Origin of the sequence: Methylobacillus draconifructus (assembly GCF_045984355.1) — a bacterium.
Classification (GTDB): domain Bacteria; phylum Pseudomonadota; class Gammaproteobacteria; order Burkholderiales; family Methylophilaceae; genus Methylobacillus; species Methylobacillus flagellatus_A.
On record NZ_JBJQII010000001.1, the window covers coordinates 383925 to 401985 of the forward strand.

15 protein-coding genes are annotated in these 18061 nt (G+C 58.4%); 6 read left to right on the top strand and 9 right to left on the bottom strand.

The genetic code is table 11. The features are described from left to right. The first annotated feature begins 22 nt into the window (after positions 1-22). Entirely contained in the window at positions 23-1801 is a 1779-nt protein-coding gene (locus tag ACJSDX_RS01825; RefSeq protein ID WP_407993231.1) for a putative bifunctional diguanylate cyclase/phosphodiesterase, read from the top strand. Between the two features lie 6 nt (positions 1802-1807). On the opposite strand, the gene ACJSDX_RS01830 is transcribed toward ACJSDX_RS01825, so the two are convergent. The 3 genes from ACJSDX_RS01830 to ACJSDX_RS01840 all read right to left on the bottom strand — a co-directional run bounded on the left by ACJSDX_RS01830 (position 1808) and on the right by ACJSDX_RS01840 (position 4814). Continuing rightward, the gene (locus ACJSDX_RS01830; protein ID WP_407993232.1) at positions 1808-2773 is read right to left on the bottom strand and encodes a PEP-CTERM sorting domain-containing protein; all 966 of its coding nucleotides are present in this window, start codon (positions 2771-2773) and stop codon (positions 1808-1810) included. Between the two features lie 152 nt (positions 2774-2925). Next, complete coding sequence (gene ssb, locus ACJSDX_RS01835; RefSeq protein WP_407993233.1) at positions 2926-3435, bottom strand: single-stranded DNA-binding protein; 510 nt, start codon at positions 3433-3435, stop codon at positions 2926-2928. Between the two features lie 2 nt (positions 3436-3437). Next, the gene (locus ACJSDX_RS01840) at positions 3438-4814 is read right to left on the bottom strand and encodes an MFS transporter (RefSeq protein ID WP_407993234.1); all 1377 of its coding nucleotides are present in this window, start codon (positions 4812-4814) and stop codon (positions 3438-3440) included. A gap of 94 nt (positions 4815-4908) precedes the next feature. On the opposite strand from ACJSDX_RS01840, the gene uvrA reads away from it, so the two are divergent. Further along, complete coding sequence (gene uvrA, locus ACJSDX_RS01845; protein ID WP_309565673.1) at positions 4909-7728, top strand: excinuclease ABC subunit UvrA; 2820 nt, start codon at positions 4909-4911, stop codon at positions 7726-7728. A 717-nt stretch (positions 7729-8445) separates the two neighbouring features. Here uvrA and ACJSDX_RS01850 read toward each other — a convergent pair. The 3 genes from ACJSDX_RS01850 to ACJSDX_RS01860 all read right to left on the bottom strand — a co-directional run bounded on the left by ACJSDX_RS01850 (position 8446) and on the right by ACJSDX_RS01860 (position 10769). Next, on the bottom strand, positions 8446-9141 hold the full coding sequence (locus ACJSDX_RS01850) for an FxDxF family PEP-CTERM protein (RefSeq protein ID WP_407993235.1): 696 nt from the start codon (positions 9139-9141) through the stop codon (positions 8446-8448). Between the two features lie 64 nt (positions 9142-9205). Next, entirely contained in the window at positions 9206-10120 is a 915-nt protein-coding gene (locus ACJSDX_RS01855; RefSeq protein ID WP_407993236.1) for an SdiA-regulated domain-containing protein, read from the bottom strand. 220 nt (positions 10121-10340) lie between these two features. Continuing rightward, positions 10341-10769 carry a GNAT family N-acetyltransferase gene (locus ACJSDX_RS01860; RefSeq protein WP_309565677.1) on the bottom strand — a complete coding sequence of 143 codons (429 nt, stop codon included), beginning with the start codon at positions 10767-10769 and terminating at the stop codon, positions 10341-10343. Positions 10770-10945: 176 nt separating this feature from the next. Between ACJSDX_RS01860 and ACJSDX_RS01865 the strand changes: the two genes are divergently transcribed. Continuing rightward, positions 10946-11350 (top strand): DoxX family protein, encoded by a 405-nt coding sequence (locus ACJSDX_RS01865; protein WP_309565678.1) that lies wholly within the window; start codon positions 10946-10948, stop codon positions 11348-11350. Positions 11351-11413: 63 nt separating this feature from the next. Here ACJSDX_RS01865 and ispH read toward each other — a convergent pair whose 3' ends face one another. Genes ispH through ACJSDX_RS01880 form a run of 3 tightly spaced genes read right to left on the bottom strand, consistent with a single transcriptional unit; the run spans position 11414 to position 13846 of the window. Continuing rightward, entirely contained in the window at positions 11414-12340 is a 927-nt protein-coding gene (gene ispH / locus ACJSDX_RS01870; protein WP_407993237.1) for a 4-hydroxy-3-methylbut-2-enyl diphosphate reductase, read from the bottom strand. Positions 12341-12374: 34 nt separating this feature from the next. Continuing rightward, positions 12375-13289 (bottom strand): CobD/CbiB family protein, encoded by a 915-nt coding sequence (locus tag ACJSDX_RS01875; protein WP_407993238.1) that lies wholly within the window; start codon positions 13287-13289, stop codon positions 12375-12377. Next, the gene (locus ACJSDX_RS01880; protein WP_407993239.1) at positions 13286-13846 is read right to left on the bottom strand and encodes a GyrI-like domain-containing protein; all 561 of its coding nucleotides are present in this window, start codon (positions 13844-13846) and stop codon (positions 13286-13288) included. Before ACJSDX_RS01880 ends, ACJSDX_RS01875 begins: the two co-directional genes overlap by 4 nt. Positions 13847-14120: 274 nt before the next feature. Here ACJSDX_RS01880 and purU point away from each other — a divergent pair, with 274 nt between their 5' ends. From purU to ACJSDX_RS01895, 3 genes are all read left to right on the top strand, one after another. After that, positions 14121-14975, top strand: a complete 855-nt coding sequence (gene purU / locus ACJSDX_RS01885; RefSeq protein ID WP_407993240.1) for a formyltetrahydrofolate deformylase — start codon at positions 14121-14123, stop codon at positions 14973-14975. Between the two features lie 400 nt (positions 14976-15375). Then, on the top strand, positions 15376-17262 hold the full coding sequence (locus ACJSDX_RS01890; RefSeq protein ID WP_407993241.1) for a TolC family protein: 1887 nt from the start codon (positions 15376-15378) through the stop codon (positions 17260-17262). A gap of 12 nt (positions 17263-17274) precedes the next feature. Continuing rightward, positions 17275-18036, top strand: a complete 762-nt coding sequence (locus ACJSDX_RS01895) for a hypothetical protein (protein ID WP_407993242.1) — start codon at positions 17275-17277, stop codon at positions 18034-18036. Positions 18037-18061: the final 25 nt, after the last annotated feature.

An 18061-nucleotide genomic window follows, 5' to 3' on the forward strand; every position in this document is an offset into this window, starting at 1 on the left:
CGAAGGCCCGGCACCCTGCCTCATGAACACTGCAACCCATTTCAGATTCAGCCACAGTGACGACAATCCCACCGTCAAACGCCTGTTGCGGACGGTGGCGCCCGTACCGGACGACATGCCCTGCCTGCAGGTACTGGCCATCTTCCAGGAAAACCAGCATATTTTTGCCCTGCCCGTGGTCAACGCGCAGCACCAGCCCGTAGGAATAGTGGAACGGCACGCCTTCATGGAAATCTTCATCAAGCCATATACCCATGAGATCTACGGCAAGAAGCCGGTTGCCGAATTCATGAACCAGAAACCGCTGATCGTCAGCAGTCACACCTCGATTGACGACATCTCTCGCATCATCATCGATGCGGGCATGCAGCATATGGTGAGCGGCTTCATTGTCACGGAGCAGGGCAGATACGCCGGCATCGCCAACGGTCACGACCTGCTCGATGAAATCACGCAACGCAAGCAGGCCAATTTGTTCTACCTGGCCCATTTCGACCAGCTCACCAAATTGCCCAACCGGGTGTTGTTCATGGACCGGCTGTCGATGACGCTGGCGGAAGCCTGCCGCACCAATACGCAAGTCGGCCTGCTGTTCATCGACCTCGACAAGTTCAAGCACTTCAACGATTCCATGGGGCACGCCTTTGGAGACCAATTGCTGATCGCGCTGGCAGGCATCCTGACCCGATGCTCGCGCGAGATGGACACCGTGGCCCGCCTCTCGGGGGACGAGTTCACTATCATCGTGGACAACATCAGTAGCCAGAAGGATTTGGACAGCTTATGCTGGCGCATCCTCGACACCTTGAAGCTGCCGCAGCAGATCATGGGGCGCGAAGTCTTCATCTCCGCCAGCATCGGCACCGCCATCTACCCGCTCGACGACGAAGACGCCAACAACCTGCTGGTCAAGGCAGATGCGGCCATGTACGAAGCCAAGCGCAGTGGGCGCAACACTTATCGCCATTATGCCGCGGGCATGCAGCTGTACTCGCTAGACCGCATGTCGCTGGAAACCGACCTGCGCCTGGCCATCGAGCGCAACGAGTTCGAACTGTATTACCAGCCGCAAATTGCGCTCGACAGCGGCAGGGTGGTCGGCAAGGAAGCCCTGATCCGTTGGCACCATCCGCAACGCGGGCTGCTCACGCCAATCCACTTCATCGAGATTGCCGAGGAAACCGGCCTGATCGTGGCGATCGGCCAATGGGTGATCAGCGAAGCCTGCCGTCAGCACCAAGCTTGGCTGCAGGCCGGGTTCCAGCCCATGCGTATCTCCGTCAATATTTCCGCGATGCAGTTCTACCAGAGCGACTTCTGCGAGATGGTGGAAAACATCGTCACCGAAACGGGGATCGACCCAGCCTATCTTGAGTTCGAACTGACCGAGAGCATGTTCATGCAGGATGCGGATGCCGTGGTGCGCACGTTGCGCAAGCTGCACGGGCTCGGCATCAAACTGGCGATTGACGATTTCGGCACCGGCTACTCCAACCTCAGCTACCTGCGCAAATTCCCGATCGACCGCCTCAAGGTCGACCAGTCCTTCATCAAGGGCATAGAACACGAGCCGATCAATGTGGAAATCGTCAAGACGATCGCGGCATTGGCGCGCAGCATGTCGCTGGAACTGGTGGCCGAAGGCGTGGAGACGGACGTGGAGCTGCATTGGGCGGAAAGCAGCGGTTGCACATTCGTACAGGGCTACCGCTTTTCCCAGCCGCTGCCGGCAGAAAAATTCACGCGCTGGGTGACGGAATACAAATACCAGGCCAGCCAGCATTCGCTGGCGAATATATAGGCGGGTTTACTTCTTGACGATGGCGCGCGGCTGCTTGCGATGCCAGCGGCCGAACACCCCGACCAGCCCCAGCAGCAGCATCCAGAAAGTCGAAGGCTCGGGCACCGCGCTCACCTGCCAACCGATGTCGGCCAGCGCCGCATAATCAAGATCGCTCATATATTCCCGATTTCCCGGTGCAGTTCCGGGATCCATCAGGTTGGCAACAGGAACACCATCCATGGTTCCATACACGCCATAGGCCCAGTGGGCGCCTGCGCCATCCACGGGTACGGCGTCGCCGTATACCGCAACCGCGTGCCCACCAGTAAAGACCCATCCACCGTCACCTTGCTGCAATAGGGCCCGCCAGGCAGGAGAGGCGCCGAATCCCAGCAAGTGCGCCAACTCATGCGTTGCCGTCGTCAAAAAATCCGGTTGCCCTGCGGACAAGCCGTCGTCGTCCAACCCAAGATACCAGTCATGATGACTATTGAACCAGATGGAACCACCCCATGGACCGAAATCCGTGGCAATTTCATCCAGCGCGCCTTCCTGGCCGCGCACCGCCACGGTATCCAGGAAATCCTGGCTGCCCTGGGCACGTACAGTGCCGGAACCGGCAGCGCCAAGCACAGAGCCGTTGAAGGAGGATGCGCCCACGAAAATCACCAGGCTGTTTTCCGGTACAAGCAAGTCCGTCACCGTGACATTCTCGATCCAGCTGTTCCAGCTGGGATGCTGGAACCTCACGCTCCAGCCATCGCCTGCGCCAGGCTGGATCGCCGACAGGTTGTCGGCCAATCCGCTGAATACCGAGGCCACCTGCTGCAACACGCCGCGCCGCATCAAACCCGCATCGCTATCGGTGCTGAACCAACCGTTGCGATCAAACCGGTAATCAAAAATGATATCGAGCGCATGGGCCGAGCTTGAGACCAAGGCAAGACCGGCGAACAAGGCTGCTTTCAGGGATTTGTGCAGTGAATGCATGATGCAATTCCGAAAATCATTATTGAGAATCATTATATATTTTATCAATAATGATTCTCAATATTATTTTATAGGCAAATGCTTCGCTTCACTGCACTCCAAATAAAAAGCCCCGTAGAAACGGGGCCTTGGAATTTCAGCATTGCCTTACATCAGAACGGAATGTCGTCCTCGAAATCATCGAAGTTGCCACCGCCAGCGGGCTTGGAAGCCGGAGCGGGCGCTGGACGCTGGGCAGGTGCAGCTTGCTGCCTTGGAGCAGACTGGCCGTAGTCCTGGTTGAAGTCATCGCCGCCGCCGTCATAGCTCGCTCCGCCGCTGCCTCCACCGTCGCGACCGCCCAGCATCTGCATCTGGTCGGCAATGATCTCGGTGGTATAGCGGTCCTGACCTTCCTTGGTCTGCCACTTGCGGGTTTGCAGGCGGCCCTCGATGTAGACCGGGCGTCCCTTCTTCAGGTACTCGCCCGCAATTTCCGCGAGCCGGCGATACATGACGATATTGTGCCACTCGGTGCGCTCCTGGCGCTGGCCGTTCTTGTCTTTCCAGTTGTCGGTGGTGGCAATGCTGAAATTGGCCACCGCTTCACCGTTGGGCATATAGCGCACTTCCGGGTCGCGGCCCAGGTTGCCTACCAAGATTACTTTATTGACCGATGCCATCCTTAACCCCTTATCAATTGCAGCGCTGCGGAATCATCCCAGTCCGCCTGCATATCCACTTTCAATATCACCATGCCCTCTGCGGGCAAGACAACCGACTCCTTCACGCCGGGCAACGCCGCCAGATGCCGCGACAATTGCGCCGCATCATACGCGTGCCCTTCCGGCAGGTGGTACATTCTACTACGTACCGCCGCAGGTGCGCGCATTGTCGTCACGCTGACCAGCCATAGCACCATGAGCGCGCCGCAGAAGGCGAACACCGCCGTATATCCGTATTGGCTGGACAGCCAGCCGCCCGACACGCCGCCGACGAATATGCCCAATGACTGCGCCGTGTTGAACACCCCGATCGCCGTGCCCTTGGCTGCGGCAGGCGCCTGCTTGGAAATAGTGGAAGGCATGATCGCTTCCAGCACGTTGAAGGCGATGAAGAAGGTGGTCAGCGCCGCCATGATGCCCCAGAAACTGTCGATCATGAGGCCGAATGCGAGTTCTGCCAGCAGCATCACGGCGACACTGATGACGAACACCTGCTTGAGCTTGGCCTTTTTCTCGCCGACGATGATGGCAGGCACCATGAGGACAAGGGAGATCACCATGATCGGCAGGTAGATCATCCAATGGTCGTTCTCGCTCAGTCCGCTGGTCTGCTTGATCGCGAACGGCACCACGACGAACATCGCCATATGCGAGGCATGCAATGCAAAAATGCCGAAATTGAGCCGCAACAGCTGCGTGTCCTGCAATACAGGCCCCAGCTTGGCCGGCGCGGCCTGGGTATCGGAATGGAACCGGCTGACTTCGGGATTGGGCACCAGGTATTTAATATCCAGCATCGCCAGCAAGGCCAGAATGCCGGTGAGCACGAAAATGCCGGAAACCCCGATCCACTGGTTGAGGGTAGGCCCGAGGATCAGCGACAGCGCAAAGGTGATGCCGATGCTGCCGCCTATCATCGCCATCGCCTTGGTGCGGTGCTCCTCGCGCGTGAGGTCGGCCACCAATGCCGTCACCGCGGCGGATACCGCGCCCGCGCCCTGGATAGCGCGGCCGATGATGATGGTGTGGATGTCGTCCGCCGTGCCGGCGACGAAGCTGCCGACTGCAAAGATCAGCAGGCCGATGTAAATCATGGTCTTGCGGCCGAAACGGTCGGACGCCATGCCGAACGGCAGCTGGAACAAGGCCTGCGTCAACCCATAGGCGCCCAGCGCCAGGCCGATATAAAAATGGTCATGCCCGGACGGCAGGGTTTCCGCATAGATGGCGAAGATCGGCAGGATCAGGAACATGCCCAGCATGCGCAGGCCGTAGATCGAGGCCAGGCTCAGGGTGGACCGTAGTTCAACCGGGGACATGCGTTCAGGCTGTGACATTAAAAATCATTGAATTCAACACGCGAAGTTGCGTATATTAACAGGTTGCCCCATCAGACGTTAACCAAACTCAAGGTAAACAGCCCCTACCCCCATGGACTACATACGTATACGCGGCGCACGCACGCACAACCTGAAAAATGTTTCGCTGGACTTGCCCCGCAACAAGCTGATCGTGATTACCGGCCTGTCCGGCTCCGGCAAATCCTCGCTGGCGTTCGACACCCTGTATGCCGAAGGGCAGCGCCGCTATGTGGAATCCCTCTCCGCCTACGCCCGCCAGTTCCTCGCGCGCATGGACAAGCCCGATGTCGACCTGATCGAAGGCCTGTCGCCCGCCATTTCCATCGAGCAGAAATCCACCTCGCACAACCCACGCTCAACTGTGGGCACGGTCACGGAAATCCACGACTACCTGCGCCTGCTCTATGCGCGCGCGGGCGATCCGGAATGCCCGGACCACGGCATCAAGCTGGAGGCGCAAACCGTCTCGCAGATGGTGGACAGCGTCCTGCTGCTGCCGGAGGACACCAGGCTCATGATCCTCGCGCCGGTAGTGAGCAACCGCAAGGGCGAGCAGCTGGACCTATTCGAGGAGCTCAAGGCGCAGGGCTTCGTGCGCGTGCGCGTCGATGGCGAGATTCACGAGCTCGACAGCGTGCCCAAGCTGGCCAAGACCGTGAAGCATAACGTCGACGTCGTCGTGGACCGCCTCAAGGTGCGCGCGGACGTCAAGCAGCGCATTGCGGAATCCTTCGAAACCGCGCTGCGCCTTGCCGACGGCAAGGCCGTGGCGCTGGAAATGGACAGCGGCAAGGAACACCTGTTCTCCGCCAAGTTCTCCTGCCCGGTGTGCGACTACTCACTTGCGGAGCTGGAGCCGCGCCTGTTCTCCTTCAACAACCCGATGGGCGCCTGCCCCAAGTGCGACGGCCTGGGCCAGATCAGCTTCTTCGATCCCAAGCGCGTGGTCGCCTTTCCGCACCTCTCGCTTGCCAGCGGCGCGATCAAGGGCTGGGACAAGCGCAACCAGTTCTATTTCCAGATGCTGCAAAGCCTGGCTCAGCATTACGGATTCGACCTGGAGACGGCTTTCGAGGCATTGCCCGATGAAGTGCAGCAGGTGCTGCTCAACGGCAGCGGCAAGGAAGCGATCACTTTCCAGTACCTCAACGAGCGCGGCAAGCTCTATGAAAAATCCCATACCTTCGAGGGCATCCTCAACAACTTGCAACGGCGTTATCATGAAACCGATTCCATCACGGTGCGCGAGGAGCTGTCCAAATACCTCAACTCGCAAGCCTGCCCGGATTGCGGCGGCACGCGCTTGCGCCGCGAGGCGCGCCACGTCAAGGTAGGCGGCAAGAACATCCATGAGGTGTGCGAAGCCCCGCTGCGCCAGGCACTGCATTTCTTCGAGCATATCGAGCTGACAGGGCAAAAGCTCGCCATTGCGGACAAGATCGTGCAGGAAATCGGCAGCCGGCTGAAATTCCTCACCAATGTCGGGCTGGAATACCTCTCCCTGTCCCGTTCCGCCGAAACCCTTTCGGGCGGCGAGGCGCAGCGCATCCGCCTGGCCTCGCAGATCGGCTCCGGCCTTACCGGCGTCATGTATGTGCTTGACGAACCTTCCATCGGCCTGCACCAGCGCGACAACGACCGCCTGCTGCAGACCTTGGTGCGCCTGCGCGACATCGGCAACAGCGTCATCGTCGTCGAGCACGACCAGGATGCCATCATGGAAGCGGATTATGTAGTGGATATCGGCCCCGGGGCAGGCGAGCATGGCGGCAACATCGTGGCCGCAGGCACCCCGGCCGAAATCCAGAACAACCCACAATCGCTTACCGGGCAATATCTCAGCGGCGCCAAGGAAATTGCCGTCCCCAAGAAGCGCCACGTCCCTGATCCCAAGCGCTGGCTCAAGCTGACGCAGGCCAGCGGCAACAACCTCAAGAACGTGGACCTCGCGTTGCCGGTCGGCCTGCTCACTTGCGTCACCGGCGTATCAGGCTCGGGCAAGTCCACGCTCATCAACGATACCTTGTACCGCGTGGTCGCACGGCATCTTTACGGCAGCTCGACCGAGCCAGCGCCTTTCGAGGAAATCTCCGGCCTGGAATTCTTCGACAAGGTGGTGGATGTCGACCAAAGCCCGATCGGCCGTACACCGCGCTCCAACCCGGCCACCTATACCGGCGTATTCACGCCGATCCGCGACCTGTTTGCCGGCGTGCCGGAAAGCCGCGCCCGCGGCTACGGCCCCGGCCGCTATTCCTTCAACGTCAAGGGCGGACGTTGCGAAGCCTGCCAGGGCGATGGCGTGATCCGCGTCGAGATGCATTTCCTGCCGGATGTCTACGTGCCTTGCGACGTCTGCAAGGGCCACCGCTACAACCGGGAAACACTGGAAATCCATTACAAGGGCAAGAACATCCACGAAGTGCTGGAAATGACCGTGGAACAGGCGCGTGAATTCTTCGATGCCGTGCCCGTGGTCGCCCGCAAACTGCAGACGCTGCTCGATGTCGGCCTCGGCTACATCACGCTGGGCCAGTCCGCGACCACGCTGTCGGGCGGCGAGGCGCAGCGCGTAAAGCTGGCGCTGGAACTATCCAAGCGCGATACCGGCAGGACCCTCTATATCCTCGACGAACCCACCACTGGCCTGCATTTTGCCGACATCCAATTGCTGCTCGACGTATTGCACCGTCTGCGCGACCACGGCAACACCATCGTCATCATCGAGCACAACCTGGACGTCATCAAGACCGCGGACTGGATCATCGACATGGGCCCGGAAGGCGGCGATGGCGGCGGCACCATGATTGCCTGCGGCACGCCGGAAGAAGTTGCTGATACCAAGGCCAGCTATACAGGCAAGTACCTGAAGCCGATGCTCAAGCGCTGAAACGGCATACCATCTCCGAAAGGGCGAGCGCAGCGAAGCCAAGTCGCTGTTGCTTTTGACCTTGGGTTTGGTTTCCCCGTCTGGCTGCGCCGAGTAGCGGAAATCTGTCTGGAAAAAGAGCTTGCGTCTGTCTGAGCGAAGCGAGTTCAGCAAGCTCCCAGACAGATTGAGCAACGCAGGGAACCGGGAGCTTGCTCCCGGCGCAGACTCCGGGGTCGCCTTTGCTTTGGTTACTTTTATTTGGCGAAGCAAATGAAAGTAACTCGCTGACAAGCGAAAGGCAACGGGCCAATGGTCTGCAACAGTGGTCAAGACCATTGATCCTTCAACATCCCAATCCCATCAAGCTCAACGATTTTCCGTCTTCATCAATACTGCAATTGGCGGGAGGATGGGTTTCGCCCCGCCGGGCGAGTATCTTTCTTTTGTTTCGCCAAAAGAAAGATACGAAAGAAAAGGCGACCCGATTGTCTGCGACCCGGAACGTTGTTCCGGGCAACCTGCGTTGCTCGCTTTTAATGGGGACTGGCTGAACTCGCTAACGCTCAGACAGACGCCAGTCCTTAATCCATTAAAAGCTGCGCTACTCGGCGCAGCCAGACGGGGAAAGCAACGTCAAACCCGCACTTGGCTTCGCTGCGCTCGCCCTAATAAAAAAAAAACGGCCTTCCTTATGGAGAGCCGTTTTCATTTAGATAGTACTTTTAGCTTTACTGCTCAAGCTGCCTTACGGCGGCGTGCTGCAAAACCTACCAAGCCAAGGCCGGCCAGCAGCAAGGCATAAGTTTCTGGTTCCGGCACAGCCGCAATCGTCAGGTTGGTCTGGCCAGGGCTGCCGATATCGCCCACTGTGGAACGCCAGGAGCCTTCGGAATCGCCCACTTGCGACAACACCCAACCGTGTACGTTGTTTTCACCCAGCACGTCCACGCTGCCAGGAATACCGCTGTTGTAGCGGGCGCGAATACCACCAATGGTATTGTCGCCATAGGTCAGGCGGTCCACCAGGTTTTCATCGGCATCGTAGATGTTGATTTCATCAGCGCGGCCCAGATTGGGGTTAAAGTCGCCGATGATCTTGACGGAGTCATCCAGGCCCCAGCGGGTACGGAACAAGTCAGCGCTGATTTCGGTCAGGATGACGGACTCGCCGGCCTTGACGATACCAAAATCGGACAGGTCGAAAGTAAAGCTTTGACGGCTGTCGTCGTCGTAGCTCCAGTAAGTGAAATCGACATCGAATTGGCCAAGGTTGGTAAGCTCGATGTACTCGCCCTTTTCATCCGCAACGCGGCTCTGGTAGTTCCACTCGGTGATATAGACGTTGTAGGCGTTAGCCGCGAAAGCAGGAACGGCGGTAAAAGCGCTGGCAGCGAGAACACCGGCAGCAATCAATTTATTGATGACATTCATGATTAACCTCTCTGATTTGAAATATTATTTAAGGAACAACAACACAGGCACTACAGAAAACGCTTTATGCAACACGGCGGCGACGCGCAGCGAGACCAAGCAGACCCAGGCCGGCCAGCAGCAGTGCATAGGTATCAGGTTCAGGCACGGCAGGCGTCGGACGCAGGAATACAAACACGCGAGGCTGTTCATCAGAAATATAAATATTGCCCAGTTCATCAATCGTCACGCCTTCGGCAGTGCCACTCAGACGGCGGAGATCGATGGAGCCCAGTATTTCGCCGGTACGAGTCACTTCCAGCAGCAGGCGTGACTCCTGGCTGATGATCAGCAGGTTGTCGTCCAGGCCGGTTCCGAGGAATGAAGGCACGGTAGCAAGCACTTGCACATCGGAAAGGTCCTGCAAGCCAAGCAGCGCGGCATTGAACAAAATGCTCTGGCTGCCTGTGCGGGCATCGAAATCAACTTCAGCCTCGTAAATTGCCTGAGGATTCTTTTCCTTCACGGCAATCAAGGAGTTAGTACGCGGATCCCAGCTCAAGCCCTCCAGGCCCTCGTTATTGCTGTAGCTACCGAAAGAGTAGGCAGGTGTAACTGAGGAAAGGCTCAGCGTCGTGCCAGCCTGGTAATCAATCTTGTACACGCTCTGGGTACGCTCTTCGCCCAATGCGAACTGGCCGTTGCCGATATAAGTCAAGGATTCGGCGTCGAAATTAGAGCCAAAATTCAGTGTCATATGACCGACGACTTCGCCGGTCTTGGTCACTTCGACGATGGCTTCGGCCTCATCGCCGACGACGAACAAGGTGCCGGTATCCCAGTTGTAGGTAATGGCCGAGGCTTCGCCTACCATGCCTATCTGGCCGGGCAGGTTGAATCTGTAACCCAGGGTATAGTCGGAAAGGTTGAGAGAAGGTTGGGCAAATGCCAGGGCAGACATGGAAAGCCCGGCAAGGAGCACTAGAGTACGCGCAATCATTTGAAATTCCCCTAAAAATGGTGATGCAAATATTGTTGATAGTGATCAAGCGGAGGGAATATTGCAGACGGCGAAAGACAACAGGATGAAGACATGCATAGTCCTTCACCTAGTCTTGAAAACAGGCTCGAGAGACTATTTGCCTTTAAAATGAAGAAAGAAAATGTGCCACATTCGCCGACGCAATGCGGTCGAATAGCAACTTGATAAGAAAAGATAATTAGTTGCTGATGTGCAGCTTCATGGCTTGATGCGGGATGCCCGCATCCATGTACTCTTCGCCGACGCCGTGGAATCCGGCCTGCTCATAAAAAGCCAGCGCATGGGTTTGGGCGGAGACGTGGATATCGAACCAGCCGTTTTGCCGGCACGACTCGATGGCTGCCTGCAATAGCGCTTGGCCGACGCCTTGCCTCCGCCAGGCCTGCAAGACGGCCATGCGGCCAATGCTGCCGTCGCTGAGGATACGCGCACAACCGATCGACTTGCCGTCCTCTGCGACGGCAAGCAAATGCAGGGCCGTCTCGTCCAAGCCGTCCCACTCCAGCTCGGCCGGCACATGCTGCTCGTCAATGAAAACTTGCTGGCGAATCGCCGATATCTGCGTTTGATCGCTTTCCCAGTCAGCCTGCCTTACATAAAAGCTCATGTCAGTGTTCTTTCTTTTCTTGTGAGGGAAATTCATGCCGGCCCAGCCATGCAGCGATCACAAGTATTGCGGTGCATGGCGCTTACAGGCATCATCTATGCTCGCCTCGATTGATGAAATCGATATAAAAATTAACGTAGACACATGTTTGTGTACTTGGACGAGAAGGTAAGACGATGACGAAGTTTTTAGGTTTCCTTGGACGTATTCTATTGGCGCAAATTTTCCTGGTCGCCATCCTGTTCCAGCTGGCGATCATCTTTCAAAACCCCAGCGGCTACGAGCAATATCAGATGTATCTCGGCCACTTCGGCTTGCCGGGCGTTTTCGCGCCCTTGATGATCCTGGTGCAGTTGATTTTTGGCCTGAGCCTATTGCTGGGCTTCAAGACCAAGCTGTCCGCCTATGTGCTGGCAATCTATGCGATCTTCGTCGCCATCTTCCTCAAGCTGCCCGACCCTACCCCCGGCAGCGGCTTGATCGGCCTGATGCAGTACCTTGCCCTGGCCGGAGGCTATATCACCCTGGCCTTGCACGCGCCGACGGCATTCAGCCTGGACAACCTGCGCAAACAATCCTGACGGCAGCTCATGCACACAAAAAAGGGCGGTTTGACCGCCCTTTTTTATTTTTAATTTCGATATTCAAGCCTCGGCCAAGTTGCGCGGTATCTTGAACACCACGTTTTCCACCACGCCGTTGAGTTCCTGCACCTCGGCAGCCCCCAGCTCCCTGAGCTTGTTGATCACTTCCTGCACCAATACCTCGGGTGCGGAAGCGCCCGCAGATACGCCTACGCGCTTCTTGCCGGCGATCCAGGCAGGATCGAGGAAAGAGGCGTTATCGATCATGTAGGACTCGATCCCCTGGTTCTGCGCCACTTCGCGCAAACGGTTGGAATTGGAGCTGTTGGGCGAGCCCACCACGATCACGAGATCGCAATCCCGCGCCATGACCTTGACAGCATCCTGGCGGTTCTGCGTCGCGTAGCAGATGGAATCGCTGCGCGGCGGGGTGATCTCGGGGAACCTGGCCTTGAGCGCGCTCACGATCGATGCGGCATCGTCGATCGACAAGGTCGTCTGCGTCACATAGGCCAATTGCGCCGGGTCTTTCACCTGCAGCGTCGCCACATCCTCCGGCGACTCCACCAGGTACATGCCGCCCTCGGATTGGCCCATGGTGCCTTCCACCTCGGGATGCCCCTTATGGCCGATCATGATGATTTCCTTGCCGGAGGCGCGCATCTTGGCCACCTCGATATGCACCTTGGTCACCAACGGGCAAGTGGCGTCGAACACCTGCAGGCCGCGGGCTTCCGCCTCGGCACGCACGTCCTTGGAAACCCCGTGCGCGCTGAAGATCACGGTATTGCCGGCGGGCACCTCGTCCAGTTCCTCGACGAAGATCGCGCCTTTTTTCTTGAGGTCATCCACCACGAACTTGTTGTGCACCACTTCGTGGCGCACATAGATAGGCGCGCCGAATTTCTCCAGCGCCTGTTCGACGATAATGATCGCGCGGTCTACGCCTGCACAGAACCCGCGCGGGTTGGCTAATACAATATCCATAGTCTCTCTACAATGTCGCTCGCTGCAACGCTTGTCACTGGCCCAGCCAGTGGGCAAACGTCAGCAGCAGCAATAATCCGATCAGCAATACCAGCACGCGCCAGACGAGGCCCACCGCGCTGCGCAGGTAGTCCGCATCGGCGGCATCGCCCAAGCCGATTTCAGGGCGGAACACCAGAATGCCGTTCATCGGCAACGGCTCGCCTATCCTCACGCCCAATGCGCCTGCGCCGCTCGCGAGGATCATGCCCATCGCCTTGTCCGGCCAGGTCTCGGCCTGGGAGCGCCAGCAATAGATCGCGTCCTCGAAATCCCCCACGATCGCAAAACTGCCCGCGGTCACGAATGCAGGCGGCCAATTGAGCCAGCCGAACACCTTGCGCGCCCAGTCATTGAAGGGCGTCGCCTCATTCGGTTGCCACTCCATGGTAACGATATGGGATAACCGGTAGAACAACGCGCCAGCAGGGCCGAGGATGACAAACCAGAAAATCGGCGCAAACAGGCCGTAATGGGAGCGCGACAAGACCGTCTCCACGCTCACCTGCGCTACCTGGGTCAGCGTGAAGCTGTCGCTGTCGATTTTCTCCCACTGCCCCAGCAAGAGGCGGGCCTCGTCGATATTGCCGGTGCGCAATGCGGCAATGATCTCCTCTGCACGCGGGCCGAACTGGCTCAAGCGCAAGGTGAAGTAAAGCAGCGCCACGCCGAATACGATGCCGAGAATCGCGTTCACCTGCAGCAGCACGTAATAGACCGCGCCGACCAGCAGGCTGGGCAACAGCACGACCAGCGCCCAGGCCGTCATGCCCTGCAGGCGGTTGCCGCCGTTGAAGTTACGCTCGAGCAGCTGGACCAAGGGCGCGACGATTTCCTGCAACCAGTCCAGCTTGCGATGCGGCCGGTAGTAAGTCAACGCCAGCGCGCCAATCAGTGCAATGAAGTTCAAGGCGATTCTCCCGCATTGCGTTCCGTATTCTGTTCCGCTTCCTCGACCGGCTCCAACGGCATTTCGACACTCAGCACGCTATCATCCACAATCTCCACTGTGGGCAGGTTCAAGGTCGTATCCTTGGCTTTGACGAAATCCAGCACTTTGGAATACGTCTTGCCGTAAGCAAGCAAGGGATGTGCCTTGATGCTCGCGACAAACACCTTGCGCACAGGCACGGTATCCACCTGGATCGGTGCGGCCGGCTTGGCGTCGGCGTCAATGATGAACCCTGCGCGCGCATGCAGCTCCTTGTAAGGCGTGGTGCGCGGATCGCTGAAGATCAGGGTGATTTCCGGGCCGGGCTTTATATTCTGCTCCACCAGTTCGTGCAGCACTTCTTCCTGCTTGCTGGAAAGCTTGGAATACGGCCCTTCGGCTTCCAGGTAGGCGTAACGGTAATTGCCGCGCTCGGCGATCTCGACATCGGCAGATGAAAACAAACCCCACCACCACAGCACCAGGGTCACAGGAATCAGGAATACCAGCAGGAAATAAGGTAATTGTTTTTTCACGGTCTTGACCACACCATCAGACAATTGTCCGCAACGCGCCTTGCGGGCCTGAACAACAGGCTGAGGCTACTGTTATTGTTACTGGCAAACGATACCACAGACACAGCTTGTCTTCATCATAACTTTCAATCCTCCGCAGGCAGGCCGGATTGCCTGCATGAGAGGCTGTTCACGATATTTTCGCCAGAGAGGCAAGCGACAAATCGCCGCCGGACAATGCGCATCAAATCCCAGTATAATGGCGGCTTTTGCGTTTAATGCCGCCAGAGCCACGATGAAAAACACCGCAACCCTACTTGTGACATGTCCCGACCGCAAGGGCATCGTCGCATCGATTGCCGATTTTCTCTACCGCCACGATGCCAACATCCTGCATGCGGACCAGCACCAGGATGCCGAGAACAGCCTGTTCCTGATGCGCGTCGAATTCGACCTGGACGGCGCAAAAGTCGACCTCGACAACTTCAACGAACATTTTTCGCCGATTGCCGGCCAGTTCAGCATGGATTGGGAACTCAAGGGCTCCCAGCGCCGCGCGCGCATGGCCATCATGGTCTCGCAATACGACCACTGCCTGGTCGACCTGCTGCACCGCCACCAAAGCGGCGAACTGGATTGCGACATCCCGCTCATCATCAGCAACCATCGCGATACTGAAAACCTCGCCAAGTTCTACGGCATTCCTTTCTTCCATATCGAAGTCTCCAAGGAAAACAAGGCCGAGGCAGAAGCGCGGCAATTCACCTTATTCGACGAATACCAGGTCGACCTCATTGTACTGGCGCGCTACATGCAGATTCTCTCGCCGGATTTCGTCAAACGCTACCCGCACCGCGTCATCAACATCCACCACTCATTCCTTCCAGCATTCATCGGCGCCCGTCCCTATCACCGCGCTTTCGAGCGCGGGGTCAAGCTGATCGGCGCCACCAGCCACTATGTCACGGAAGTCCTGGACGAAGGCCCCATCATCGAGCAGGATATCGCCCGCATTTCCCACCGCGACCAGGTCGAAGACCTGATCCAGAAAGGTCGCGACCTTGAGCGCGTCGTATTATCCCGTGCCGTGCGCTGGCACATCGAAAACCGCATCCTGCTCTACGCGAACAAAACCGTCATTTTCGATTGATCGACAGAACTGCCAAGAAACCGACAATAGTGACGGGACATCGACATTCCCGTCGCTGAATTTTACTGCCTCCCTCCCTCTTCCGCGTCGCCTTCAACACGGCAGCTATAGTCCGATAGGACTAAAAACCCCATAAAAACAATGACATTTAATTAGCACATCATTAGACTAGCCCGCGGTTCACCACAGTGGCGCAATAAATGCTGGTGATGAACCGATTGTTATCCATATGGAATGCCAAAAACTAAATGCAATTCACAATGGTTGACATTCAAGAAATGTGTTTTGAGCTAGATTGAAACAAGGGTGGAAAAAATTCCAACCCGGTATCTATAAAAATCATTAAGGGTTGAACGTGTCAAACAACCGCAAACACTTCATGTTTAAATGTACATGGCCTATGTTAGTGGTGACAGCAGCCTGGGCTGCCGAACCGCAAGGGGAAATCACTAATGCACCTGCCAGCGCATTGCAGACTGCTTCGAGCGCCGCACATGCGGCGGTTGAAGCCGCCAATGCAGCTGCCGCAGCCGCGACGGCCGCAGCCAGTGCCGCTACCGCGGCGGCTAATGCAGCCAGCGAAGCGGTCAAGGCGACCGAGCAGGGCCTGAAACAGCCGCAGCTGGTAGTCGCGCCGACAACACCCGAACAACTGGCCGCGCCTCCTGCTGCCGCAGCGCCCGCGCCTGTTGGCAGCACAATCCAGCAACAACAGGCAGCCGCCCAGGCCCCTGTCGCTCCGATTGGCCTGCAATCGCTCAACCTGGACCTGCCGACCCAAGCCCAGTCAGCGACCGCAGTCGATGAACTGCACTTATCGCGCCTGTTCGGCATCAGCACCATTCCCGTGGCGGTTGCCAATGAAATCCACAATGAATACCTGAGCAGCGAATACGCGGAGCAAGTCCACTCCGCGCAATTGCCGGCTACCGTCACCGACACCATGGATATCCGCGCGGCCACCGATGCCGCGGTGGACTTCAGCCGCGACGTGCATATCGCCGACGAACGCGTGAACCAGGCAGAAGCGCAATCCAAGCAGGCACGCGGCCTGCTGCTGCCCAATCTTTCCGTGCGCTACGGCAAGGGACGCGAAATATCGTCGCCCTCCTCCGCCATCGACGCACGCACCGGCTCCCGCATGGAAGAGTCGCACCATACCCGCACCGACCGCGTGATCACACTGCGCCAGCCGTTGATGGACCTGCCCAGCATCTATGACTGGAAGCGCCGCCAGGCCGTCATCAACTCGCGCGAGGAAAGCCGCCGCGGCAGCCAGGGCGATGCCTGGCTTTCCACCGTCAACGCCTACCTCGGCCTGACCACCAGCCGGCTAATCGCCGACCTGTCGCTGGGTTACGAGAACCAGCTCAACGAGCTGTTCACCTACGTGGACAAGCGCGCCACCGCGGGCGCTTCCAGCGATGCCGACCGCGAGCGCGTGCGTGCGCGCAGCCTGTCCGCCCGTTCGGCACGCACCCAGCAGGAAGCCGCCCACTCGGCCGCCAGCATTGAATTCCTGCGCCTGACCAACGTCGCGCCGCAAAACATCCGCCTGCCTGAGCGCGAGGACATGGGCGTCATCCCGTCCACGGCTGCCGATGCCATCAAGATCGCGATGAACAACAACCCGGACATCGCCTCGATACGCGAAGAGCTGCGCGCTTCCCAGATCGACCAGAACGTCGCGCGTTCCCGTTATGCGCCGCGCCTGGACCTCGAGCTTTCTAGGTGGACCACCGATAACGCCGGCGGCCCCGTAGGCGAACAGGACGACAAGCGCTTCATGGTGGTATTGAACTGGAACCTGCTCAACGGCGGCAGCGATTACTACATGACCAAGGAAAAGCTCTCGCGCATCGAGGAAGTGCGCTACCGCCTCGACGACCTGCAGCGCCGTATCAGCCAGGCCATGATCTCGCAATACGCCATCCTCGAATCCTCCCGCGAGCAACTGGTGGCAGGGTATCGCGAACTGAACGCCATCACGTCGGCCGCCAACGCCATGTCGGAGAAGATGTTCGCGGGCAACCAATCCCTGCTGGACCTGCTGGATGTCTACGACCGCCAGTACCAGGCGCGTACCCGCCTGGTGACGCTGCATGCGCAGGAAATCGACGCCTTGTCGCAGATCAACCGCCTGCTCGGCCAATCGCAGCCCATGACCGTGGTCGCCGCCAGCAAGACGCCTGGCTTCGGCCCGGCCAGCAATAGCACGGACGACGCCGTGACAATGCCGTTGAACCCGCAGGAAGAAGGCACGGCCACGCCGCTGCCCAAGGAATAGTGAGAGAACGCCATGCAGCTTGATAACGAACAGGAAGACTCAGGCATTTTCTGGCCCGGCTACGTCGATGCAGTCAGCAACCTGGTGCTGAACCTGCTGTTTGTCGTGGTGATCCTCACCATTGCCGTGTTCATCTTCGCCATGGAACTGGGACGCCGCCATATCAGCGCCGAAACGCCGGTGGCCCCTCCGGCCGAGGAACAGCAACTGGTCTCCCAGCTGACGCCTTCCGATATGGAGGCGGTGGAATCCACCTCGCATCAATCCGATGACGATGCCGCCCGCCTGCGCCTGCAGGTCGACGCACTGCAAAAGCAACTTGCAGCGCTCAAGGGCAAGGACGATGAAGCCCGCCGCCTCAAGGAGGAGCTGGCCGCATTGCAACACGAGAAGTCTGCCGGCCGCGACAGTCCGCGCCGCGTGGTTTCCGCCACCATCCGCGCCGAAGAGCCCGATATGACCATCACCGGCTCTCAAGGCGGCCTGGTCGTCGATTTTGTCGATGACGCCATCACGATCTCCACCAACGAGGCCGACGAATTGCGCGGTCCATTGCAGGCCATCGTGGAAAGCGGCGGCGCGACCCTGGAAGTCAGCGTGCCTCCGGGCTTCACTGAAGCGCGGCGCCTGGCGTTCTATCGCGCGATGGCGGTACGCAACCTGTTGATCGAAATGAAGCTGCCCGCAGACCGGATCCGCGTTTCCATCGTAGATGGCAACGCCAGGTCGGACAGCTCGCTGGTATCGGTCGTACCGGCTGGCAACACGCCTTAAGCGGGTCGTTGAGCGGCATGAGCTG